Here is a 22825-nt window from a genome sequence, read left to right as displayed (position 1 = left end):
CGGTCCGGTCAAGCGTTGTTGCTGGTGAGCTCCGAGTCCTGCTTGGTTGGCAGGCTCGGCTTCGGTTGGCCCAGTTCAGCTGTGGGCGTGCGGTACGTTTCCGGTCCGGTCATCGCCGCGATGGCGGAGACGACGGCGAAGCCCAGGCACATCCAGGCAACCGGTGTCCAGTTGCTCTTGTCTCCGGCTGATATCGCCTGAGCGATAGCCGGTGTGAAGCCGGCAACAAGGAGTCCGAGCATGAGGCTGACGGCCATTCCGGTGTATCGGACCTTCGCGGGGAACTGCTCCGGGAAGTACGCCGGGTACGTGCCGTTGGGCATGGCGTAGAAGATTCCGATCATGACGATTCCCGAAGCGAAGACCATGGGGACGCTTTGGGTTCCGATCGAATGGAAGAAGACGAAGATCATCAGGCCGGCTCCGATCGCGCCGACGACGAAGATGGGCTTGCGTCCGTAGCGATCCGAGAGGATGCCGAACAGCGGCTGAGTCAGTACGGCAACAAAATTGGCGGTCGCGATTGCCCACAGCATCGTGGAGCGTTCGAAGCCGGATTCGACGGCGTACGCCAGAGCGAAGACGTTGACGATGGTGTTGATCATCGCGAAGGTCGAGCTCATGCTGATACGGATCACGGTGCGCCAGTGCGAGCGGAACATCTCGACGACGGGAATCCCGGCCGTCTCGTCCTGTTCCTTGAGTTCTTCGAATACCTCGGGTTCATCCAGGGCACGACGTAGCCACAGGGCAACGACGGTCACGATGATGCTGAGCCAGAAGGGAACTCGCCAACCCCACGAGTAGAGGTCTTCGTCGGGCAGGCTCGCCACTGGGATGAATACCAGGCTGGAGACGACGATGCCGAACATGATCCCGCTCATGGTGAACGAGGTGAAGAACGAACGACGGTGATCCGGCGCGTGTTCGAGCGTCAGTGCGGAAGAGCCGGGTGATTCACCGCCGGCAGAGAGCCCTTGAAGTAGACGAAGCAAGACGAGAATGATCGGCGCGGCGATGCCGATCTGGTCGTAGGTCGGCAGGCAACCGACGATGACCGTCGCAACACCCATGAGGAGCAGGCAGGCGAGAAGCGCGTTCTTGCGTCCGTACCGATCGCCGAGGTGACCCCACAGCACCGCGCCGAGCGGGCGGGCGACGTAGGCGACACCTAAGGTGCTGATCGAGAGCAGGGTTGCCGTTGATCCGCCGCCGGGGAAGAAGATCTTGGGGAACACCAGCGCGGCCGCGGAGCCGTAGATGAAGAAGTCGTAGTACTCGAGGGTGCTGCCGAGGAAGCCCGAAACGGCGGCGCGGCGCGCGTTCGCATTCGGATGTTCCTCGGTCGAGTTCGTGGATCCGGTGGAGGTGATCGGAGGTGCCATGTGAAGTCCTTTCGTCCCGATGGGCCGGCCGTGGCGGCACGTTTGGAGATGCACCACGCATCGGTGACGTCCCTCACCTTTCGGCGGCTGAGACGACAGTGCCACGAAGGACTATGGCGCGTCCAACACTAAATGAGTCTCAGATAATGACGTTTTTTGTCTCAATCTCCGGCGTCGGCAGAATTTCCTCGGATGTCTCCAATGCGACGGCGAGCGCATCGGTCATGTGCCGCGGTGACCAGGCAATTCCGTGATTCATGAACGTCGGCTCGCCGGTGAGTGGGACGAACACACTGCCAGGTGGGGTGATAGCAGCCATACCGGACGTCATCAGCGCTACACCGACGCCGGCGGCAACGAGCATCAGGATCATGTACGGATCGGTGATCTCCTGAACCACGCGAGGCCTGAAGTCTGCGTTCATGCAGGCGCGCATCGCGGTTTCCTGGAGGGCCGAGCCGGCCGAGAGCGGGGTGGTCACGAATCCGTCGTCGGCCAATTCGCGGAGGTCGATCGCGTCTCTCTCTGCGAGGGGATGGTCGATCGGAAGCACAGCGCCGAATGCCTCCCGTCGGATGAGTCGGGTAGACAGTGATGCGGATTCCACGGGTAGTCCGACGAAGGCGAGATCGAGGGCGCCGCTCTCGAGTTGGATGACCGCGTCGCGCGTCATGATCCGGCCGAGGAGTGTCAGTTCGACTTCCGGATAACGCTGACGCAACGCGCGTGTCAGTGGCGGAAGTGCTTGATAGTTGAGCACTCCGGTGAACCCGATTGTGACTCGTCCGTAGACGCCTCCCGACGACGCGCGCGTAGCGTGTCGTGCCGTCTCCATGTTCTCGATGACGCGATAGGCGTGGGGGAGAAAGGCATGTCCGCCGGATGTGAGTGCGACGCTGCGAGTGCTTCGTTCGAACAACTTGACGCCGATGTCCTTTTCGAGCTTTCGGATCATCTGGCTGAGCGGCGACTGGGCCATCTGGAGCCGTGATGCGGCCCGCCCGAAGTGAAGTTCTTCCGCAACCGCGACAAACGCGTGCAACCAGCGGGTTTCCATCTGCAAGGCCTCCAGGTATTTGACGTTGACAACAAACGCCATATATTCAGAATTTCTACACAGTGTGACGGCAATTATGCCTGTTTGCAACATAAATTGAGTGCGTAGCGCACAGAAACTCAGGAGTGAATGCGATGCAGGGTTACCCAGAGGGTGTCACAGCGCTCGTTACCGGCGGTGCGAGCGGAATCGGCGCCGCCAGTGCAAAGCTGTTGACGGAGAGGGGAGTTCGGGTGGTAACGGCAGATCTTGCCGAGGGTGCGGACGAACAACTCGACGTGAGTGATCCGACAGCAGTCGATGCGCTTCGAACCAGGCTCCGCAGAGTCGACATCTTGATCAACAGTGCGGGAATCGTAGGACCATCAGCGCCACTCGTCGACGTCGACCTCGCGGCTTGGCAGCGTACGTTCCGCATCAACGTCGAAGGGACATTCCTGATGTGCCGGGCGTTCGTGCCGGGGATGGTTGCGTCGGGGTGGGGGAGGGTCGTCAACCTCGCAAGTATTGCGGCCAAGGACGGAAACCCGAATCAGAGTGCATATTCCGCGTCCAAAGCGGCCGTCGTCGCGCTGACGAAATCACTCGGCAAAGAGGTCGCCACCACCGGTGTGCTGGTCAACGCGATAGCTCCGGCGGCCGTGGAAAGTCCTATGAATGCCGGCACCGATCCGGCCATCCTCGCCCGTTCGCAGTCTTTGACGCCGATGGCGCGAATGGGGAGGGCCGACGAGATTGCCGAACTGATCTCCTGGCTGTCGTCGTCGGCGGTAAGTTACTCGACCGGCGCCGTGTACGACGCCAGCGGCGGCCGTGCAACATACTGAATTACCTTCTGGGAGAAATCGATCAGAACCGGAGCAGTGACTGCCACAGTTCGCGAGATGCGTCCTGGTACTCGAGCATGTGCGAGATCAGTTCGCGCAGTGGCTGTGTCGGTTCGAGTTCTTCCGGAAGGAGCGGATTGCGCACGATGACCGCGATCACCGCGCTGCCCAGAGCAAGTGATTCGCGGGCCGCCTCCTCGCGACTGATTGTCGCCAGGCGTGTTTGCGCCTGTGTGAGTGCTTCACGGGCCTCGGCGATGTCGGCCAACAGTGCTTCCGAGTTCCAGAGTGTGCGGATTGTCGAATCATCCTCGGGGGCAAAGTGAGCGATTTCCATGACAGCCGATTCGGGGGCGGCGCCGAGTCGGCGGAGAGTGCGGCGGGCGCTGTCCGTGCCGCCGAGCAGATTGTTCGGGCGGACGGCGAGTGTGGGCTTCCACTCCTCGTAGCCCGCAAGGCGCAGCGCCTGATCGTGTCTTCGGGCGGCGGTGCGGTCGCTACGTTTGAGCGCTGAGTGCTCGACGGCTATCCACGTGCCGTCCCAGGGGCGTATGCGATCGGTACGAGTTCGCCACCCCTCCACTTCGCTGTAGGTGGGGATACCGTCCGGGTTGAGGACGTACGTTCCACGCGCGGTACGACGCAGTTTGTTCTCGCGGCACAGGCGGCCCGTTGCCACGCGAATGCTCGATGCGCTGACGCCGACGATCTCGCCGGCCCGGGTCAGCACAGCGGTGCTGAACTCGGTGTCCGGGCTCGCTGTTGCGAGGTCCAGCACAACTCGGGTTGCGGACATTCCTCGATCAGTTTGTAACAACTTTTGAACAACTCCTGACAAATTCTGTTACAAGTGGCATGGTTGGTACCGGGAAACCTTATCCGCGAGCAGTGAGGAAATATCGTGACCGACTCCGATCGACCAGGTGGCGATGTCTATGTGGAGCGTGACGGTGGCGTCACCGTCATCGTGATGAATCGCCCTGATCGCAAGAATGCGGTGGACGGGCCGATGGCGGCGCAGTTGCGTGATGCCTTCCTGGAGTTCGAATCGGACGAGAGTCAGAAGGTGGCGATTCTGTGGGGCGCGGGCGGCACATTTTGTGCCGGTGCGGATTTGACCGCGGTCTCCGACCCCGCCCGCGTGCATGAGTTGCATCCGGAAGGCGGCGGCACCGGCCCGATGGGGCCGAGTCGGTTGGCGTTGTCCAAGCCATTGATCGCCGCCGTCAGCGGATACGCGGTTGCAGGAGGGCTCGAGCTTTCATTGCTCGCGGACCTGAGGATCTGCGAGGAGGATTCCGTGTTCGGAGTCTTCTGCCGGCGCTGGGGAGTTCCTCTCATCGACGGCGGGACCGTGCGACTGCCGCGAATCGTCGGGCAGGGGCGAGCGCTCGACATGATCTTGACCGGTCGCCCGGTCGACGCTTCGGAGGCGTTGGCCTTCGGACTGGCCAATCGTGTTGTTCCAGTGGGGCAGTCACTCCAGGTAGCCAAGGAGCTGGCGCACCAGTTGTCCGCTTTCCCACAACTCTGCATGCTCGCGGATCGCGCATCGGCCTACCGATCTTTTGATCTACCACTTGCCGAAGCACTGCGCGCCGAGGGTGTCGCAGGAAATCCCATTGTCATCGCCGAAGGTGTGCGCGGCGCTGCTGCGTTCGCCGCGGGCGCCGGCCGGCACGGCCGATTCGAGAACAACCCGAATTCGAACGAGGAAACTGAACCATGATGCCCGTAACCCGAGATCTGATCGCCCGTGGTGCGCGACAGCACGGACCGCGAACAGCCGTCGTTTTCGGCGATCGATCGATGACGTTCACGGAAGTGGACGAACTCAGCAGCCGATTGGCGCACACATTCATCGCCCTCGGTATCGGGCGTGGTGCACGGGTTGCATTGCTGGTCAACAACTCTCTTGCCAGCGTGCCTGTCGATTTTGCGTGTGTCAAAGCCGGCATCAACAGGGTTCCGCTCAACTCGCGACTCTCGCTCGACGAGCACGCACGAATGCTCGAGGACACCGACACCTCGCACGTCGTTTTCGGTACTGACCTTGCCGGCCGAGCTGCTGAACTGTCCGCCAGGTTCCCGGATCGGACGTTCGTCGGGCTGGAAACAGGTGCGGAGGGGCAGCTTTCGCTGTTGGATCGAGCACAGGGCATGTCTTCGGCCACTCCGGACGTCGAGGTAGATCCCGACGACGTGATCCTGACGCTGTTCACTTCCGGGACCACGGGAACGCTGAAGGCCGCGCAGCACACTCAGCGCAGCTACGCCGGAATCTGCCGCAATGTTCTGCTCAATCTGCTTCCGGCGACTCAGGACGACAAGATGTTGCACGCAGCATCACTGATTCACGCCAGCGGTGTCTTCGTGCTTCCGTTCTGGCTACGTGGCGGTAAGACCGTCATCCTCCCCGGTTTCGACCCGTCGACCTTCTTGGACTCGATAACCGAGCATCGGGCTACGGCAACCAATCTGGTGCCGACGATGATTCAGATGCTCCTCGAACGCCCTGATTTTGCGAGCGCAGACATCTCGAGTCTGAAATCCGTGATCTACGGTGCGTCGCCGATGCCGCTGGCCACCATCGAACGGGCGATGCAGGCGTGGGGGCAACACCGTTTTCTCCAGTACTACGGGCAGACCGAGGCACCGCTGTGTATTGCAGTCTTACGGCCCGAAGATCACACGGAAGATCGCCTGCTGTCCTGTGGTCAGCCGGCCATCGACGTCGAGATCAGGCTGCTCGACGGCGAGGGAAACGAAGTGCCCCAGGGAGAACCGGGTGAAATCGTGATCCGCTCGCCATCGGCGATCGCCGGATACTTCAATGCACCGGAACTGAATGCGGACACCTTCACCGAAGACGGCTGGGTTCACACCCGTGACATCGGTCAGTTCGACGCCGAAGGATTCTTGTTCTTGAAGGACCGAGCTTCGGACATGATCATCAGCGGCGGATACAACGTCTACCCCCGTGAAGTCGAGGATGCACTCCTGACGCATCCGTCTGTCCGTGAGGTCGCCGTGGTGGGTACCGCCGACGCCAAGTGGGTGGAGGCGGTCACGGCTGTGGTGGTGCTCGAGGACGGGACCGTCGAAAACGACGTACTGCAAGCATCATTGGTCGCGCACGTCGGCGAGCGACTGGCGTCGTACAAGAAGCCGCGTCGGGTTGTTTTCGCAGAATCCATACCGAAGACGGCCGTCGGCAAGCTCAATCGGAAGGCGCTGCGAGACGAACTCCGCGACGCTATCTAACTCCGCGAGTGCGGAATTGAACGCTGATTCTCGGCCCGAGGGCCCGCGCACTCTTCGGGACACAGTGTTCCCACGTGCGTTGGCAGGATCCGCCCATGACGAGTAGATCTCCGTGTCCGAGATTGAAGCGGATGGATTCGCCGCCCCCACGAGGGCGCAATAGGAGCGGGCGAGCCGCACCGAGAGACAGGATGGCCACCATCGTGTCCTCGGTGCGACTTCGTCCCGTGTCGTCCCCGTGCCAGGCAACGCTGTCGGAACCGTCGCGATAGAAACAGAGACCCGACGTGGCGAATGGTTCACCGAGTTCGTCGAAGTAGTGACTGCTCAGCGCGTCTTTGGCTTCGGTGAGAAGTGCGTCCGGCAGTGGTTGATTCTCTGCGTAGAAACACACCAGACGAGGGACGTCGACAACGCGGTCGTACATCTGACGCCGTTCGGAACGCCACGGCACCGTAGCTTCCAGATTGTCGAACACGGCCTCCGATCCGGTCAGCCAGGCCGGGCGATGGTCGACCCATGCGCCGGCGGTGAGGATACGTCTCTGCACCGTGCCCTCGAGATCGCCCAAAGAGACGCCCAGGTCACCGTTGTCGAACAGAGACGGTTGCATCGTGGCGGTCATAGACTCCACCGTACACCGAAATCGAACATATGTTCCCATGAATTTTGATTGCAGTGCTGGACGGCTGTTCATCCTTGCTGGGTGATGTCCGTCGGCGTGAACCTTTGAATACTGTTCTCACGCTATTTCGCCGAAGAAGGGGACGTCATGACTGCTCCGCACCAATCTCATGCGAACCATCCTGTCCGACAGGGCTTTGCCATCGGGACCACGGTGGCGGCAGCCTGCCTGCTCTTCGTCGCGGGAATCGTCGCGTTGCTGCAGGGCATCGCGGCTCTCGCAGACAACGACCTGCTGATCGTCGGAGTCAACTACACCTTCGAATTCGATGTCACGACATGGGGTTGGATCCACATCGTTCTCGGAATCATCGGCATCGCGGTGTCGCTGGGATTGTTCGTCGGCATGACGTGGGCCCGCGGCATGGCCTTCGTGATCGCGGCGCTCTCGATCGTGGCGAATTTCCTGTGGATGCCGTACTACCCGCTGTGGTCGATCGTGATCATCGCCCTCGACGTCGCTGTGATCTGGGCCGTCACGACCTGGCGACCTGACGAGGTGTGATCCTCTGACCGAAGTGAGTGGTTCACCTGCGGTAGGTGAACCACTCACTTCGCTGTGTCCGGGCCTCCACGGTTGGCCTCATCCCTACGCGGCGTCAGCGCCGTTTCGGTGACTCGCGATCCTGGTTCTCGCGCGGACGCATGTCCTTCGTCGATCGGTGTGGGAAGCCATGGATCATCGAGCAAGAGATCCAGCAGATCACTACCGTTACGATTCCGAGTCCGATCGACGCGAATGGTTCCTGCGTAGCCAGCCAGACGCTCAGTCCGATTGCCGTCCCGACGATCAGAATCAGGAGGGTGTCGAGTCGTGTCGTTTGCATCGAAATCATCGCCTGGCACAGATAGTTTCTGGCGGCCCGCTGGTTTTGGCGGCCCGCCACCCGGCGAGTGACAGCCGGGGGCAGACCTTGCGCGGCTGACCCCTCGCTCTGGAAATCGCCGCCGCAAGTGATCAATACCCGCGAAATTCGTCTGCGAAACTCTTGGCAGGAAGAACAGGACCTTATGCCTCAAGGCCCGACATGCCGGGCCTTGACTATGACGTAGCGTCATAGTTAATGCTGTTCGTATGCGAATCAGCGACGTGGCCAGTGCGGCAGGCACCACTCCGCGGACCGTTCGGCACTATCACCGACTGGGGTTGCTGGCCGAGCCGAGACGACTGTCCAACGGTTACAGAACTTACGAACTTCCCGATCTGGTCAGGCTGATGCGCATTCGTTGGCTCACCGCCGCTGGCATTCCACTCGGATCCATTGCCGCGATGATCGAACCGACGCCGATCGATGCACGAGAACCGGACGACTTCGCCGAAGATCTTTCCTCCCTGATCGCGGAGATAGACCGGAAGCAGCGCGTCCTCGCAGACCAGCGAGTGCGCCTCCAGGAAATGCTCACGGCGCGAGGTGCTGGGAGGGTGGTCTCGCCGCTTCCGGTGGAGTTGCTGTCTGCGTTCGACGAGTTGATCGCGTCGTCCCCGACGGATTCGGTTCGGCGTCTGTTCGAGCGTGAACGCGACATGTGGGAATTGGTGGCGATCTCGGGAGCAGCGCCACACGAACTGTTCTCCACGGCTGCGCGATTGCTGTCCGACGAGGGCGACCGGAAGAGAATTGTGGATCTGTACCGTCGTTTCGCCGCTCTGGCTGGGCGCGAGGTAGCCGAGGTTGCAGACGAGATCGCGTACTTGTCGGACGAACTGGAGGAATCACTGGGCGGGGTGCTCGGCGATGTGTACTCAGACGGAGACTCCGCAGGCGTGGGATTCTCGGTTGGGATCGCGGACCTGGTGCCCGATCCAGCGCAACGTGAAGTGGTTGCGCGCGTCGCAACACGTCTCATGTCAGGCGGTACGGCGTGATCCGATCACTGTGGTTGTTCTCGACGGGCAGGAGAGACGGAGGTTCCAGTGATACAGCGACTTTCGGCTACGCGAGGGGGACCATGTCGATACCGGTGGCATTTGTTGCGGCGAGTGTGATCGAGGCCGTGGCGATTCACTTCCTGGTGCCGTGGCAGTGGCTTCGCGTCGTGCTGCTCGTTGCAACGGTGTTGTCGCTGATTGCGATTGGCGGTTGGCTTGCCGGACGCGTCGTGCACCCGCATCTCGTGTCCGCTCGAACGGTGGTGTTTCGTTCCGGCACGGGCATTCGAGTCGAGGTGGACCGATCACGGATTTCGCGGGCGAGCATGGTCCGAAGATTCGGTGAGACAGAAAATGCGATTGTCGACGATCGCTTGGTTCTGCCGGGGCCCGACGGCACTGTCGTGGATGTCGACTTCGATCAACCGCTCTCGGTCACGCTCCCGAAACGGCTCTCGAAGGCCACTCCCACCACGATCGGTGGGCTGCGGTTGCATGTCGACCAACCCGGCGAATTCTGTGCAGCGTTGTCGCGGGACTGAACTCGCAAAGATCGTCTGGAGTCGGTCAGAGCGGAGACCTAGATGGAAGACCTTCAGGGAATCGGCTCGACAACCAGCCACTGCACCGTGCCACCGACATTCCATAGTGCGTCGGGGTTGTCGAGCGAGGCCGCGTACGTTGTCGCGGCTTGGTCGCCGGCGATCTCACCGCTCTCGCCCGACGGCGGGTTGGGCTCGAGGAATTCGGAGGGGTGCGGGCCTGGCCATGCAGGCACGTCGAACGGGGAAATGCTGGTGTCGATGAGGCCAGGTCGATGCACGGTCACCCGGTCGGGAACTTGCTTGGTTTCCGCCGCCACGGCGATGCCTGGTCCTTCGGCAGCTTCGCCGTCGCCGCCACCGCAGCCTGCCACTGCAAGAACAAGTCCCGTGATTGCCACACCCACTACCGCATGACGTATCCGCACCGTTTTCTCCTAGCCGGGGCTCACCCCGTTCGAACTCCACTATTGCATCTCGCCAACTCCGCGGGATGCGTCTTTCGATAAATGTGGGAAACGCACTGAATGTGCTCGACAGGAGAATTGGATTGTACTGTGAGCCATGCCGACCCTGCTTCGACGTGCAATCAAGATCGGCGCGGTAGCGCTGGCAACGATTGTGGTGGCGGCCTACCTGTATGCGGCCTTCACTTATCGCAGCGCTGATGTCTTTGCGCCGCCAGGGCGCATCGAGTCTCTCGGCCGGACCTACCTGATCAGCAATTTCCCGCCGCGCACTCGTGAAGATCTCGAACAGCGATTCGCGCAGGGCCATCGTGAGCAGTACACCTTGGAACAAGTGAGTTCCGTATTTCCGTGGCGCGCTGTCTACCAGTGGCAGAACGACCAGATCCGCGGCCAGGCGACGTCGAGCGCGTACCTGAAATGGGGCGAGACGTACATCAGCTATTCGCTTTCGGGTGGCCCATGATTCTGCGTAGACCGAGTCGAACTCACATCGCTTCGTCTGCTGTCGCTCGTCGTGCTACTGCTGCACCGGACTGAGCCTGCCACCGTTCTTCGATGCGGCCGTACCGCCACACGAGTAGAGCAATCAGCCAGGTGGCGACAAAGAGTCCGACGATGATGAAGCCCATCGCGCCGAGATCCAAGTTCCCGATGGCGCCGATAAACCCGTCGTGAATGTCGAGTTTGTCGGTGAAAATCGAGATGATTTCCTGGGTCCCGATCAGCAGTGCCACTGCCACCGAGAGTCCGGTGATCACCATGTTGTAGTAGATCTTTCGGACCGGCTGAGCAAATGCCCAACCGTAGGCGAAGTTCATGAACGATCCGTCGATCGAGTCGAAAAGCGACATCCCGGCGCAGAAGAGGATCGGCAGAACGAGGATCGAATACCACGGGAGCCCTGTCGCCGCCGCGCCGCCGGCGATCACCAACAGCCCGACTTCGGTGACGGTGTCGAATCCCAATCCGAACAGCAGACCGACCGGGTACATGTGCCAGGGCTTGCGAACCATCTTCATCACCGGGCCCAGAATCTTGTTCAGGGCGCCGCGGCTGTCGAGTTCCTTCTCGAGTTGTTCCTCGTCGAAGGTTCCGGCCTTGTACTTCGTGTACACCCGATGAATTCCGATGAGAGAGAAAAGATTCAGGAGGCCGATCAAGATCAGGAACGTTCCGGAAATGGTTGTGCCGAACAAGCCGGTCCACTTTTCCAGATCGGAGTTGTCGTCGGAAAGGCTGGTGGCAAGTTGCCGCACACCCAAAGCCAAGAGGGCGACGAGTACGAAGACGATGGTCGAGTGTCCGAGCGAAAACCAGAACCCGACGGACATCGGTTTCTTGCCGTCCGCCACCAACTTCCGAGTGGTGTTGTCGATAGCGGCGATGTGATCGGCGTCGAAAGCATGGCGCATGCCGAGCGTGTACGCCGTTACGCCGAGTCCGACGCCGAAGACACTGCCTTCGATCGTGTAGTGGCCGGGGACAACCAGGCCGAGAAGAACTGCCCACCCGACGACGTTGAGCGCTACGACGGTGACGGTCATCCCGATGATGCTTCGACGCTGGCCTCGATCCAGACTGTGCCAAGCACCGGCGATTCGAGTGCCTGTCGTGGTCATTATCGTGGACATCGAACCTCACCGATCTTTCAGTCGCGGCCGGCGGCCACGCTACTGAAATCGTATAAGTGTTCAACTGTTCAGATAAGCGCCTGGAGGTTACAAATTGCCCATTCGGGAGTAAAGATATTTTGCTCGTCGATGGGAATGCTCAGGCGAACACGGTATTGACCAGCGCGACGTAGATCGTCGTTCCGACGACGATGCTCAGGACGGCATTCTTTCGCCAGAGGTGCGCGGCGATCGTGGCGCACACTGCAATCAGTTCGGGTAGGCCGTGAGAAGGGGCGGTGATCGACACCCCTTTGAGTGAATACATCACGAGGATCAACATGACGCCTGCCGGCATGTAGATGCCGAGGTAGCCGACCAGGGCGGAGGAGCGCAGCGGCATGAGCGCGGCGAAGGGGATTGCGCGCAGCGCGAAGGTGACCACGGCCATGACTGCGACCGCCGCAAAGATGTACGAGGTGTCAGGCATCGATCTTCGCCTTTCGTGAGTCGTAGACAAAGCGCCCGATCAGGAAGAGCACGAAGGCGCCCATTGCAATTGGCAGCATGTGGTCCGGCGCTGCGAGCCGGGCGACCAGAGCGCAGGTGACCGCGGCGACCGGCACCGCGAATCCGTTTTGTGCGCGAATCGCTTCGATCGAGAGGACGACGAACAACGCCGTCAGGGCGAAGTCGAGGCCGACGATCGAGTCCGGAATCCACTGTCCTGCTGTCGCGCCCAGAATCGCGCCACCGATCCAGTAGCCGTGCAGGTACAGCTGGGAGTAGACGATGACGCGTCCGGTGAGTGCCTTGGGATCGGCAGTTACCGACATCGCATAGGCCTCGTCGGTCAGCGCGAACATGCTGTAGAAGCGGGCGAAGGGGTTGCGAATCTTTTCCAGCGGAAAACTCAAGGCGTAGAACACATGTCGAAAGTTGACCAGCAGTGCGGTCAGAGCGACGTACGGCAGCGGTGTCATGGCCGCGACCATTCCGACCGCGAGAAACTCCAGCGATCCTGCGTAGATCAGCGAGGTGAAAGCGACTGCCCACCAAGGGCTGAGCCCTTGTTGGACCACAAGAACGCCAAGTGCGATCCCGAGTGGGAGCAGGCCGAATCCAACCGGTAGCGACAGCTGGAAGGCGTGCCGCCACGCCGGGGTTCGCGGTGGGAGTTCGACGGCCGGTGCGGCCGTCGACGATGCTGGTTCGATCACGACGCAAATCTATAACAAAGATCGAGGTGATCGATTGCTCAGAATGCCCACATAGTGAACAGTGCGCAATAATAGTGCGATGGATGCCATGGATGACGCAATTTTGTTTCACCTACGCCAGGACTCGAGTTTGACCAACACCGAGTTGGCGGATCTGGTGGGTCTGACACCCTCACCTTGCCTGCGTCGGGTGAAGAAGCTCGAAGCCGACGGAATCATTACCGGGTACCGGGCGATCGTCAGTCAGGAAGCGCTCGGTCGAGGATTTCAGGTGATCGTCACCGCCGAGATCGGAGTCAACGACCAGGCCACCATCGAGGACTTCGAATCCCAGGTCGCCGCCTTCGACGAAGTGATCGAATGTCGGCGGTTGTTCGGAATTCCCGACTACTTCATTCGGGTCGCGGTGAAAGATCTCGCGACGTATGAGAACTTCATGGTCACCAAGCTCAGCGGGCTTCCGGCTGTCTCGCGGGTGACATCGTTGATCACCATGAAGACCATCAAGAGCGTCGACTGACTCCCGGGCTCGGCTGAACCTTCACTAGGTGTCGGTGGTCGGCGTTAACGTCGGAACATGGGATACGAATTTCAAGTCACAGTAGATTCGGCACATCCGCACGAACAGGCGAAGTGGTGGGCCGCAGCACTCGGGTGGGCAGCGGAGCCCAGCGACGAAGACTTCATCAGGGGCCTCGTCGCCGCTGGTCACGCCAAGGAATCCGACACCACGACATTCGAGGGAGTCCTCGTCTGGCGCGAAGGTGCGGCCATCAGCGATCCGGAGCATCCCGAACGTCCCCGCGTTCTGTTCCAACTGGTTCCGGAATCGAAGACGGTGAAGAACCGGCTCCATTTCGACATACGAGTGGGCGACAAGCGCGAGGATGTCGCAGCGCACCTCGAGACGGTGGGGGCGACGATCCTGCACCGAGGAGCGCAGGGGCCGAGCGTGTGGATCACGATGACCGATCCCGAAGGAAACGAGTTCTGCGTCAGCTAGCGGTACGAACTCGGAGTGTCGCCGGTCCATCGTTTGAAGGCCCGACGGAAGGCGCTGGGCTCGGAGAACCCCAATCGCGCCGAGAGTACTTCGACGGATTCTCCGCGCCGCAAACCAGCGATGGCTACGTCGCGGAGCACTTCCTCGCGCAGTTGATTCAGTGATGTTCCGTCACGCCGCAGCAGTCGACGCAGATGGGGAACGCTGATCGAAAGCATCTCGGCGATCTCCTCGGCCGTGGAGGTTCGCCCCTTCACCCCGAGTTCCAGGACCCGTCGTACCTGCGCCGACGCAGTGCTGTCGTAATCGCGTTCGGACATGAGCTGAATCGGAGATTCTCGGAGGTACTCCTCCAACGTCTCCTCGGTTTGGATGATCGGTGCACGCATGGCCGAGTTGTCGAACTCCAGTGCCGCGCGCTGCGCGCCGAAGGTGACCGGCGCTCCGAAGATGTAGTCGTAGTCCTGCGCCAACCGTGCATCCGGTGCCGAGTACGGAAATTCGACCGCCCGAAGTCGGACGCGCTTTCCGATCAACCATGCGGAAAATCGGTGCAGCAAGATCAGGACGAAATCGGTTGTGACACGTTCTGCGACATCAGGTTCGGCGACGCCTTCGCGAGCTCGGACAGCGAAACTCACCCGAGTGCTTTCCTCGCCCTTCTCGATCGACAGTGGGGCCAGAGCCGGTAGCGCACGGATCACGTCGGACATTCGAGCGAAGGCCGATCCGAGATCAGGGCAATGGATCAACGTCAGGCAGATCAATCGGAAAGTGCCACGGGGGACCGGGGCGGATCCGAGGCCGAACAATTCGTCGTCGGTGATCTGCCACGTGGATTGGATGAACGTGGTGACCTGAGTCGGGGTCAGCCGGGCGCGCGGGTCGGACAGTGTCTCGAGGTCGATCCCGGCAGCGCGCAGTGCACCAGACAAGTCGACGTCGTTGTCCGGCGAGAACGCGAGATAGCGGTGGACGAATGCGGTCGGGATGGTCCGCGCTGTCATGGGTGCGCTGCTCCTTGGAGCAGGTGGAGACGGCGTGCAGCTTCGGACAGAATGTGGTCCTGCTTGCAGAAGGCGAAGCGCACCAGGTGCTTCCAATCGTCGCGGTTGTCCGCGAACACGTCGACCGGAACGGCCGCGACGCCGATCCGCTCGGGCAGTGCGCGGCAGAAATCTCCCGCATCGGTTTCGCCCAACGGTCTGATGTCGGCAAGGAGGAAGTACGTGCCGCCACCGGAATGCACCGTGAAACCGGCCTCGGTCAGAGCTTTACCGAGCACGTCGCGTTTGCCTTGCAAGCTCTGTCGAAGTTCGACGACCCACGGCTGTTCGTTGGTGAGCGCGTAGGCAACGGCCGGTTGGAACGGTGCACCGGCAACAAATGACATGAACTGCTTGGCGGCACGGACTCCGTCGATGAGTTCGCGCGGGCCGATCGCCCAGCCGGTTTTCCAGCCGGTGACATTGAAAGTCTTTGCGGCACTGGACACCGTGACGGTGCGCTCACGCATGCCCGGGAGCGACGCCATCGGTGTGTGGGTGAGGCCGTCGAAGACCAAGTGCTCGTAGACCTCGTCGCTCAACACGATCAGGTCGCGTTCGCACGCGAGTTCGGCGATCGCTCGAAGTTCGTGATCGGTGAATACGGTGCCGGTGGGGTTGTGAGGACTGTTGACGATCAGCATCTTCGTCTTGGCGGTGATCGCGCCGCGCAATGCATCGAGATCGACCGCAAATCCGTCTCCCGCGGTTACCAACGGAACTGTGCGACGTACAGCGCCTGCCAACGCGACGGATGCAGCGTAGGAGTCGTAGTACGGCTCGATCAGCACTACTTCTTCGCCGGGTTCGACCAGTCCGAGAATCGCAGCACTGATCGCCTCGGTGGCGCCGACGGTGACCAGAACTTCGGAGTCGGGATCACTGTCGAGTCCGTAGCGGATGCGCCGATCCTCCGCGATGGCCTGACGCAAGACGGGCATGCCCGGACCGGGCGGGTATTGATTGACGCCCTCGGCGATGGCTCGGCGCGCTACCTCGAGCATGGCCGCAGGACCGTCGGTATCCGGAAAGCCCTGACCGAGGTTGACCGCGTCGTGAAGTGTGGCCAACGCTGTCATCTCGGCGAAGATCGTGGATGCGAACGGCTGCAGACGCGAGACGGTGCGGTTGCGGGGCGTCGAAGGCATCTTTGCAGCTTAGTCGGCTGACACCGCATCCTCACATCCGCTCGGACGCGGTGCTTGTCACGTTTGAATCGCCGCCATCGTCCAACTCTGTAGAGAGCATCGAATCCGGTGCCCCAGAACATACGGAGGCTTGCCATGACTCGCATTCCCGCAGTGACACCGTCAGAAGCCAGTCCGTTGATCAAAGTGGCATACAAATTCGCCGCCAGGCAGTACGACGAAGTCCCCGAGCCCTTTGCCGTCCTGGCCAACCATCGGAAATTGTTCGTAGCGGCTGCCCGCCACGAAATGGCTGTGCAGAAGGCGTCGAAGGTGCTGCCGTCGAACATTCGTGAACTGGCCGTCTATCGCGTCGCCTGGACTGTCGGCTGCTCGTGGTGTGTCGACTTCGGGACGATGCTCTCGCGCTTGGACGGTTTGGACATCGACAAGTTGAAAGAGATCGCGAACTACCGGGATTCATCGAAGTACAGCGAAGACGAGCGGGCCGCGATCGCCTACGCCGACGCCATGACCGGTGACCCCCATGGGGAGAACGGGGTGACGGACGAACAGGTCGCGGATCTCGAGCGCAGGTTCGGGCGAGCGGGCGTCGTGGAACTGACCTATCAGATCGGGCTCGAAAACATGCGCGCCCGGATGTATTCGGCGTTGGGGATTACCGAGCAGGGGTTCAGCACCGACTCCTGCCGTGTGCCCTGGGCAGAAGAATGATGCGCTGATTCGTCTACGGCAACTATCGACAATGCTCCGCAGATACGTGATCATGATTGACTAGTTCACGCATCTGCGGAGCATTCCGGCTTGTTAGGTCCGCACTTGCGACCTACGATCACCTGGTGCCCAACATTCGAATCCGCGAAGCTGCCGGCCTGCTCGGTGTCAGTGACGACACCGTCCGGCGGTGGGTCGACGGTGGGCTTCTCACCGCGACGACGGACGACTCCGGCCGCAAGGTCATCGACGGTGCCGAGTTGGCGGGCTTCGCCCGGTCCAACGCCGGACCCGCACCGGCCGATCCGCTCACGGGTGCGAGTTCGGCCCGCAACCGGTTCGCCGGCCTCGTCACCAAGGTCGTCACCGACAAGGTGATGGCTCAGGTCGAAATGCAGTGTGGGCCCTTCACTGTCGTCTCGTTGATGAGTACCGACGCGGTTCGGGAGCTCGGACTCGAGGTCGGGAGTATCGGAGTCGCAATCGTGAAGGCCACCACGGTCATCGTGGAAACGCCGTAGTTTTTGAACATACTGGAGGAAATTCGTGAAGCGTGTAGTCGGACTTGTTGCAGCAGGTGCCTTTTCGCTTGCCCTGGTGACCGGTTGTAGTTCCTCCGACAATTCTTCGTCGGAGACGTCGTCGGCCGCTCCGACCACAACCACTTCCAGTGATAGTGCCACGGGAAGCATCACCGTCTTCGCAGCGGCGTCACTCAAGAACAGCTTCACCGAACTCGGCAAGGAATTCGAGTCCGAGAACCCCGGTTCATCGGTCACATTCAGCTTTGCCGGGTCCTCGGACCTCGTCGCTCAGATCACTCAGGGCGCACCGGCTGACGTGTTCGCCTCGGCTGACGCCGCCAACATGACCAAGGCCACCGACGCCGGCGTCGTCGCGGGGTCGCCCTCGGACTTCGCGAGCAACACCTTGACGATTGTTGTGCCGCCGGGCAATCCGAAGGGCATCGCGTCGTTCGCCGATCTGGCAAAGGAGGGGACGCAACTGGTGATCTGCGCTCCGCAGGTCCCTTGTGGCGCGGCTACGAAGAAGGTCGAGACGGCCACAGGCGAGACCCTCTCGCCCGTCAGCGAAGATTCGTCGGTGACCGACGTTCTCAACAAGGTGACGTCCGGGCAGGCCGATGCCGGCATCGTTTACGTCACCGACGCGAAGTCCGCTGGTGACAAGGTTCAGACCGTCGCGTTCCCGGAAGCCACCACGGTGGTCAACCTGTACCAGATTGCGGTGCTGAAGGATTCGAAGAATTCGGAAACGGCAACGAAGTTCGTCGATCTCGTGAAGGGCCCCAAGGGCTTGGCAGTTCTGGGTGACGCGGGATTCGCTGCTCCGTGACACGCCTACGACCGTCAGCCCGAGCCCCGCTCGGGTTGCCGGTATGGATTTACCTTCCCGCGCTGATCGGCGGGGCGTTTGTCATCGCGCCCTTGGCGGCGATGCTGGCCACCGTGCAGTGGTCGCAGTTCTGGGAACTCGTGACTTCCGAATCGTCGGTTGCCGCGTTGAAACTGAGTTTGAAGACAGCGGCAATGAGCACGCTGCTGTGCATCCTGTTCGGGGTACCGATGGCCGCGGTGTTGGCGCGCAGTCATTTTCGGGGACTGTCCGTTCTTCGATCCTTGATTCTGCTCCCGCTGGTTCTGCCGCCAGTGGTGGGCGGTATCGCGTTGCTGTACACGTTCGGGCGCAAAGGGTTGATCGGTGAGCAGTTGGAAGTGCTCGGCATCCAGATAGCATTCTCGACAACCGCGGTGGTCCTGGCGCAGACGTTTGTCGCGCTACCGTTCCTCGTCGTCAGCCTCGAAGGTGCGCTACGCACTGCGGGCACACGATACGAGGCTGTAGCCTCGACGCTCGGAGCCCGCCCGACCACCGTGCTTCGCCGGGTGACTTTGCCGCTGGTGCTTCCCGGTCTGGTGTCAGGGGCAGTGCTGGCTTTCGCTCGCGCACTGGGGGAGTTCGGTGCAACGCTGACGTTCGCGGGAAGTCTGCAAGGGGTCACGCGTACCCTGCCGTTGGAAATCTATCTCCAGCGTGAGACCGATCCGGATGCAGCGGTAGCGCTTTCGCTGGTGTTGGTCGTAGTCGCGGTGGTCATCGTGGTTGCGGTGCGTGGACGCGGATCGGCGGGTTCGTTGTGAGTGGCCTCCACGTCGACATCGAGATTCCGGAGCGCGATGTCGTTGCGACGTTCGACGTCGCGGCCGGTGAGGTGACCGCTGTCCTCGGACCGAACGGCGCAGGCAAGTCGACGGTACTGGCGGCGGTTGCCGGACTACATCACCCGCGGCGTGGGTTGATCGAACTGAATTCTCGCGTTCTCACCGATACCGGTAGGGGAGTCGCGTTGGCGCCGCATCGGCGCGGCACTGCTCTACTCGCGCAAGAGGCACTTCTCTTTCCCCACCTCAGTGCGGCCGCGAACGTGGCGTTCGCGCCGCGCAGTGCAGGGCGGTCGCGTCGCGATTCCGCCGATTCCGCGCGCCACTGGCTCGACGCAGTCGACGCCGCCGAATTGGCTGACCGCAAGCCGTCACAGCTCTCCGGCGGTCAAGCGCAACGAGTCGCAGTGGCGAGGGCATTGGCTGCTGAACCCGAACTACTCCTGCTCGACGAACCGATGTCTGCGCTCGACGTCGCCTCCGCCCCGGCATTGCGGTCGTTGCTGCGTAGAGTGCTCCGAACAGGAGATCGCACGGCCGTGCTCGTCACGCACGATGCTCTGGATGCGCTGGCCCTTGCCGACACCGTTGTCGTGCTGGACGGCGGCCGGGTCGTCGAACGTGGTGACGTACGAACAGTTCTGACTCGCCCGCGTAGTGCATTTGCAGCACGCATCGCAGGGATCAACTTGCGCAGCGGCACGATGGCCGGAGACGGAATGCTCAGAAGTCCGGTCGGGGTGGATATCGCGGGCCAGACGGAGACCGACCTACCGGCCGGCAGTGCCGCCGTGGCAGTCTTCGAGCCGCGAGCAGTGTCGGTCTACCTGGATCCGCCTCACGGGAGTCCACGAAACGCGTTTGCGGTCACGATCGCGGAGATCGAAAATCGAGGCGATGTCGTCCGAGTCCGAGCCGAGGACGAAGCCGGCCAGCCGGGCTTGTCTGCCGACATCACGGCGAGCGCAGCGGCCGAGCTCGATCTGGTTCCGGGATCGGCCGCTACGTTTGTGGTCAAGGCCACCGAGACGCTGATCTATGCGCAGGGCGCAGGCTCGTAGACGTCCTCTACGACCGAATCCGCATAGAGGGCTGCAATTTCGGACGCGTACTTCTCGGCTATCGGCTTGCGCCTGAGCTTCATCGTCGGTGTCAGCTCGTCGCCGCCTGGCTCCCAGAACGTGGTGAGTACGTGAAACCGCTTGATCTGCTCGGCCCTCGACAGACGCGAGTTTCCCTCGGCGACAGCAGTTGCAACGATGTCGACGATCCGAGCGTCCTTGGCGAGTACCGCGGCCTCGGCCGCAAGTCCCAGTGAGCGTGCCGCTCCGACCGCGGCGTCGGCGCTGAGAGTGATCAACGCTGTGTTGAACTTTCGGCCGTCTCCGATTGCCACGACCTCACCGATCAACGACGACGACGTCTTCACTGCGGTCTCGATGGCAGCGGGGGACATGTTCTTTCCCGACGCATTGATGATCAGCTCCTTCTTGCGATCGATCACCGTGAGGTATCCGTCTGCGTCGGCCGTGACGATGTCTCCGGTCGAAAGCCAACCGTCTGCACTGATCGCTTCGGCCGTTTTTGCCGGTTCGCCGCGGTACCCCTTCATGACCAACGGTCCTCGAACCAGTAGCTCACCGTCCGCCTCGATGCGCATTTCCATGCCTGGAAGCAACTTTCCGACCGTTCCCAGCTTGGTCGGCTCGGCCGGTGCGGTGCTCGCAATGCATGTCAGCTCGGACATTCCCCAGATCTCCGAGATCGGAACTCCCAGGGCTGCAAAGAATGCCAAGGTGTCCGGCGGAATCGGTGCGGCGCCAGAGATGGCCCACTTCAGTTCGGCAAAACCGAGTTTCGCACGCAGAGCGGAGAGGACCATTGCATCGGCTCGGGCGTAGTCCGCTTCCAGTTCGGCGGGGACTGTTTCACCGGCTCGCAAGTGTGCGAGCCGAGTGCGACCGACGTCGAGTGCCCACTGCAATGCCGCTCGCCGCGCGTCGTCCGGTTCGTTGGCGACGGCCGATTCGACTGCAACCTTCAGCTTTTCCCACACACGGGGGACGCTGCCCCAGATCGTGGGGCGACAGTCCGGAAGCGCAGCCGCTACCTGGCTCGGATCCGGCACGACAGTGATCTGGGTGCCGAACACCATTTGCATGTACAGGCAGGTGAGCCGATCGGCGATGTGCGCCGACGGCATGTACGAGGTGATGCGGTCACCGAACTCGACGGGGAGTACAGCACTGACGGCGGTGGTTTCGAACAACAGACAGGCATGAGTCGTCTCGACGCCCTTGGGGTTGCCGGTCGTGCCGGAGGTGTAGATCAACGTGGCTACGTCGTTCGGTTTCACCGCACGCCAGGTGCTCTCGAAATCGAAATCGGCGGCAGCAGAGGACTTCATCTGCTCCAGCGTCAGGGTGCCGGACTGCTGGGCAGACGGTTGCGCGTCGACGACCACGATCGTGTCGAGTGTGGCACCGGATCGGCGAACGGTATCCACGTACGGGGCCTCGCAGACGAGCACTCGCGCACCGGAATTGGCGAGGATGTACTGGATGGCTTCGGGTGCCGACGTGTTGTAGATGGAGAAGGATGTCGCGCCGAGGTGTTGGGCGCCGACGTCGATCGGGTAGAACTCGATGCGGTTACTCATCATCAATGCAACCGTATCGCCATGTCCCACGCCGATTCCGGCCAATCCCGCGGCAACATCGCGAACCTGTTCGCCGTACGCGCGCCACGTCAGTGTTCGCGCATCGCCGATGTCTCGCAAAGCCACCGCGTCGGGCGCTACCGCCGACACTCGCTGGAAGGCTGCACACAACGTAGTCATGATGTTCTCCTGGATGCCTTTGGCAGGGCTGATGCATTCGTCGGGGCCGCAGCGGTGGTTCTGTCTTCGAGTTCGCGGATCAGGTCGTGTGCCTGTTTGTCTTTTGCCAGGTAGCCGTCGGCAAGGACATTGATGAATCCGCGTCCCCACGCCCAGGGTTCCCAGGCAGCGGGGGCAAGGGTCCGGGCGGCGCGGCGCGCGATCGCGTCGGCGATCACGGTGGCGGCACGGTCCGGGGAGATTCGATGACGGAGGGGACCAGGTAGTCGAGCGTCGAGTTTGCGCCCGATCTCGTCGTCGTCGAGTGTTGCGCGTGCAAGTTGTGTATCCACCATCCCGAAGTACGCGATGCCGGCAGTAGCGCCGTAGCCGGCAACCTCGAGACGCAGCGCCCGGCCGAGCGCTTCGACCCCAGCCTTGCTGATCATGTACGAAGCGCCGCCCAAACCGGGGGCGAACGACGCCGCCGATGACACGACGACGATGTGCCCACTGTTGCGGATCACCTCGTCGATGGTCGGATGCACGGTGTTGAAGACGCCGGTGAGATTGACGTCGAGCACACGATCGAAGGCGTCGGGATCGATCTGGCGCAATGTTGCCGGGAGAGGGGTGATTCCGGCGTTGGCCACCACGACGTCGATTCTGCCCAGCTGCTCGATGATCGTTTGCACGGCTGCGGTCATGCCGTCCCGATCTCGGACATCGGCCGTCACCGTCACGACTCGCTGTGACTCGAATGAGCGCTCGGCCGTTGCCAATGAACTCTCGTTGACGTCGACCAGTGCCACGGTGGCCCCACGCCGGTGGAGAGTGCGCGCCAGCGCTGCACCGATACCGTCGCCTCCACCGGTGATCAGTACGACCTTCCCGGCGACGTCGTAGTCGAGTCGGCGTCCGGGCAGTGGAATGCCCAGATCGCGGACTGTTCCCGCAATTGCGGACAAGCGTCCCGTCATTGCT

The 22825-nt window shown here is 61.8% G+C and carries 27 protein-coding genes; 14 read left to right on the top strand and 13 right to left on the bottom strand.

Annotated features, from left to right (window positions below):
- Nucleotides 1–8 precede the first annotated feature (8 nt).
- Together AOT96_RS03650 and AOT96_RS03645 are read right to left on the bottom strand one after the other, a co-directional pair.
- On the bottom strand, nt 9–1385 hold the full coding sequence (locus AOT96_RS03650) for an MFS transporter (RefSeq protein WP_030535326.1): 1377 nt from the start codon (nt 1383–1385) through the stop codon (nt 9–11).
- A gap of 139 nt (nt 1386–1524) precedes the next feature.
- Complete coding sequence (locus tag AOT96_RS03645; protein ID WP_020970528.1) at nt 1525–2442, bottom strand: LysR family transcriptional regulator; 918 nt, start codon at nt 2440–2442, stop codon at nt 1525–1527.
- Between the two features lie 134 nt (nt 2443–2576).
- Between AOT96_RS03645 and AOT96_RS03640 the strand changes: the two genes are divergently transcribed.
- Complete coding sequence (locus AOT96_RS03640; protein ID WP_064444223.1) at nt 2577–3269, top strand: SDR family NAD(P)-dependent oxidoreductase; 693 nt, start codon at nt 2577–2579, stop codon at nt 3267–3269.
- Nucleotides 3270–3291: 22 nt separating this feature from the next.
- On the opposite strand, the gene AOT96_RS03635 is transcribed toward AOT96_RS03640, so the two are convergent.
- A complete protein-coding gene (locus AOT96_RS03635) occupies nt 3292–4065 on the bottom strand; it encodes a hypothetical protein (protein WP_065351305.1) in 774 nt (257 codons plus the stop codon).
- Between the two features lie 174 nt (nt 4066–4239).
- Here AOT96_RS03635 and AOT96_RS03630 point away from each other — a divergent pair, with 174 nt between their 5' ends.
- A complete protein-coding gene (locus tag AOT96_RS03630; protein ID WP_231917451.1) occupies nt 4240–4998 on the top strand; it encodes a crotonase/enoyl-CoA hydratase family protein in 759 nt (252 codons plus the stop codon).
- Nucleotides 4995–6533: an AMP-binding protein gene (locus AOT96_RS03625; protein WP_065351304.1), complete on the top strand. Its 1539-nt coding sequence runs from the start codon at nt 4995–4997 to the stop codon at nt 6531–6533. Before AOT96_RS03630 ends, AOT96_RS03625 begins: the two co-directional genes overlap by 4 nt.
- Here the strand turns inward: AOT96_RS03625 and AOT96_RS03620 are convergent.
- On the bottom strand, nt 6526–7158 hold the full coding sequence (locus tag AOT96_RS03620; protein WP_007733562.1) for an alpha-ketoglutarate-dependent dioxygenase AlkB: 633 nt from the start codon (nt 7156–7158) through the stop codon (nt 6526–6528). The two genes, AOT96_RS03625 and AOT96_RS03620, sit on opposite strands and share 8 nt — an antisense overlap.
- 147 nt (nt 7159–7305) lie before the next feature.
- Here AOT96_RS03620 and AOT96_RS03615 point away from each other — a divergent pair, with 147 nt between their 5' ends.
- Nucleotides 7306–7722, top strand: a complete 417-nt coding sequence (locus AOT96_RS03615; RefSeq protein ID WP_065351303.1) for a DUF7144 family membrane protein — start codon at nt 7306–7308, stop codon at nt 7720–7722.
- A 94-nt stretch (nt 7723–7816) separates the two neighbouring features.
- Here the strand turns inward: AOT96_RS03615 and AOT96_RS03610 are convergent, their stop codons facing one another.
- Complete coding sequence (locus tag AOT96_RS03610) at nt 7817–8044, bottom strand: hypothetical protein (protein ID WP_231917391.1); 228 nt, start codon at nt 8042–8044, stop codon at nt 7817–7819.
- Nucleotides 8045–8292: 248 nt separating this feature from the next.
- Here AOT96_RS03610 and AOT96_RS03605 point away from each other — a divergent pair, with 248 nt between their 5' ends.
- Nucleotides 8293–9084, top strand: a complete 792-nt coding sequence (locus tag AOT96_RS03605) for a MerR family transcriptional regulator (RefSeq protein ID WP_054827164.1) — start codon at nt 8293–8295, stop codon at nt 9082–9084.
- An 83-nt stretch (nt 9085–9167) separates the two neighbouring features.
- Entirely contained in the window at nt 9168–9629 is a 462-nt protein-coding gene (locus tag AOT96_RS03600) for a hypothetical protein (RefSeq protein WP_065351302.1), read from the top strand.
- 53 nt (nt 9630–9682) lie between these two features.
- On the opposite strand, the gene AOT96_RS03595 is transcribed toward AOT96_RS03600, so the two are convergent.
- A complete protein-coding gene (locus AOT96_RS03595; protein ID WP_003940551.1) occupies nt 9683–10057 on the bottom strand; it encodes a hypothetical protein in 375 nt (124 codons plus the stop codon).
- A 136-nt stretch (nt 10058–10193) separates the two neighbouring features.
- Between AOT96_RS03595 and AOT96_RS03590 the strand changes: the two genes are divergently transcribed.
- Nucleotides 10194–10562 (top strand): hypothetical protein, encoded by a 369-nt coding sequence (locus AOT96_RS03590; RefSeq protein ID WP_065351301.1) that lies wholly within the window; start codon nt 10194–10196, stop codon nt 10560–10562.
- 22 nt (nt 10563–10584) lie between these two features.
- Here the strand turns inward: AOT96_RS03590 and AOT96_RS03585 are convergent, their stop codons facing one another.
- The 3 genes from AOT96_RS03585 to AOT96_RS03575 all read right to left on the bottom strand — a co-directional run bounded on the left by AOT96_RS03585 (nt 10585) and on the right by AOT96_RS03575 (nt 12929).
- On the bottom strand, nt 10585–11730 hold the full coding sequence (locus AOT96_RS03585; RefSeq protein WP_083197581.1) for a HoxN/HupN/NixA family nickel/cobalt transporter: 1146 nt from the start codon (nt 11728–11730) through the stop codon (nt 10585–10587).
- A gap of 139 nt (nt 11731–11869) precedes the next feature.
- Nucleotides 11870–12199 (bottom strand): branched-chain amino acid transporter permease, encoded by a 330-nt coding sequence (locus tag AOT96_RS03580; RefSeq protein WP_003940007.1) that lies wholly within the window; start codon nt 12197–12199, stop codon nt 11870–11872.
- Nucleotides 12192–12929 carry an AzlC family ABC transporter permease gene (locus AOT96_RS03575; protein ID WP_003940360.1) on the bottom strand — a complete coding sequence of 246 codons (738 nt, stop codon included), beginning with the start codon at nt 12927–12929 and terminating at the stop codon, nt 12192–12194. Before AOT96_RS03575 ends, AOT96_RS03580 begins: the two co-directional genes overlap by 8 nt.
- 79 nt (nt 12930–13008) lie before the next feature.
- On the opposite strand from AOT96_RS03575, the gene AOT96_RS03570 reads away from it, so the two are divergent.
- Together AOT96_RS03570 and AOT96_RS03565 are read left to right on the top strand one after the other, a co-directional pair.
- Entirely contained in the window at nt 13009–13449 is a 441-nt protein-coding gene (locus AOT96_RS03570) for an Lrp/AsnC family transcriptional regulator (protein WP_020970517.1), read from the top strand.
- A gap of 57 nt (nt 13450–13506) precedes the next feature.
- Complete coding sequence (locus AOT96_RS03565) at nt 13507–13932, top strand: VOC family protein (protein ID WP_003940409.1); 426 nt, start codon at nt 13507–13509, stop codon at nt 13930–13932.
- On the opposite strand, the gene AOT96_RS03560 is transcribed toward AOT96_RS03565, so the two are convergent.
- Nucleotides 13929–14939 (bottom strand): AraC family transcriptional regulator, encoded by a 1011-nt coding sequence (locus AOT96_RS03560; RefSeq protein WP_030535335.1) that lies wholly within the window; start codon nt 14937–14939, stop codon nt 13929–13931. The genes AOT96_RS03565 and AOT96_RS03560 overlap by 4 nt on opposite strands.
- Complete coding sequence (locus tag AOT96_RS03555; RefSeq protein ID WP_003939670.1) at nt 14936–16126, bottom strand: pyridoxal phosphate-dependent aminotransferase; 1191 nt, start codon at nt 16124–16126, stop codon at nt 14936–14938. The genes AOT96_RS03560 and AOT96_RS03555 overlap by 4 nt, the downstream gene beginning before the upstream one ends.
- Nucleotides 16127–16261: 135 nt before the next feature.
- Here AOT96_RS03555 and AOT96_RS03550 point away from each other — a divergent pair, with 135 nt between their 5' ends.
- From AOT96_RS03550 to AOT96_RS03530, 5 genes are all read left to right on the top strand, one after another.
- On the top strand, nt 16262–16840 hold the full coding sequence (locus AOT96_RS03550) for a carboxymuconolactone decarboxylase family protein (protein ID WP_007733549.1): 579 nt from the start codon (nt 16262–16264) through the stop codon (nt 16838–16840).
- Between the two features lie 125 nt (nt 16841–16965).
- Nucleotides 16966–17361, top strand: a complete 396-nt coding sequence (locus tag AOT96_RS03545; protein ID WP_003940157.1) for a TOBE domain-containing protein — start codon at nt 16966–16968, stop codon at nt 17359–17361.
- Nucleotides 17362–17386: 25 nt separating this feature from the next.
- A complete protein-coding gene (gene modA / locus AOT96_RS03540) occupies nt 17387–18196 on the top strand; it encodes a molybdate ABC transporter substrate-binding protein (RefSeq protein WP_065351300.1) in 810 nt (269 codons plus the stop codon).
- A complete protein-coding gene (locus AOT96_RS03535; RefSeq protein ID WP_007733547.1) occupies nt 18193–19002 on the top strand; it encodes an ABC transporter permease in 810 nt (269 codons plus the stop codon). The genes modA and AOT96_RS03535 overlap by 4 nt, the downstream gene beginning before the upstream one ends.
- On the top strand, nt 18999–20084 hold the full coding sequence (locus tag AOT96_RS03530; protein ID WP_007733546.1) for a sulfate/molybdate ABC transporter ATP-binding protein: 1086 nt from the start codon (nt 18999–19001) through the stop codon (nt 20082–20084). The genes AOT96_RS03535 and AOT96_RS03530 overlap by 4 nt, the downstream gene beginning before the upstream one ends.
- Here AOT96_RS03530 and fadD11 read toward each other — a convergent pair.
- Nucleotides 20060–21862, bottom strand: coding sequence for a fatty acid--CoA ligase FadD11 (gene fadD11, locus AOT96_RS03525; RefSeq protein WP_065351299.1), 1803 nt, complete (start codon nt 21860–21862; stop codon nt 20060–20062). The two genes, AOT96_RS03530 and fadD11, sit on opposite strands and share 25 nt — an antisense overlap.
- Nucleotides 21859–22821, bottom strand: coding sequence for an SDR family oxidoreductase (locus AOT96_RS03520; RefSeq protein WP_065351298.1), 963 nt, complete (start codon nt 22819–22821; stop codon nt 21859–21861). Before AOT96_RS03520 ends, fadD11 begins: the two co-directional genes overlap by 4 nt.
- Nucleotides 22822–22825: the final 4 nt, after the last annotated feature.

Origin of the sequence: Rhodococcus sp. 008 (assembly GCF_001682295.1) — a bacterium.
In the GTDB taxonomy this organism is placed as follows: Bacteria; Actinomycetota; Actinomycetes; order Mycobacteriales; family Mycobacteriaceae; genus Rhodococcus_F; species Rhodococcus_F qingshengii.
The sequence above is the reverse complement of the archived record's forward strand: the minus strand, read 5'-3'. Positions and strand labels throughout refer to the sequence as shown.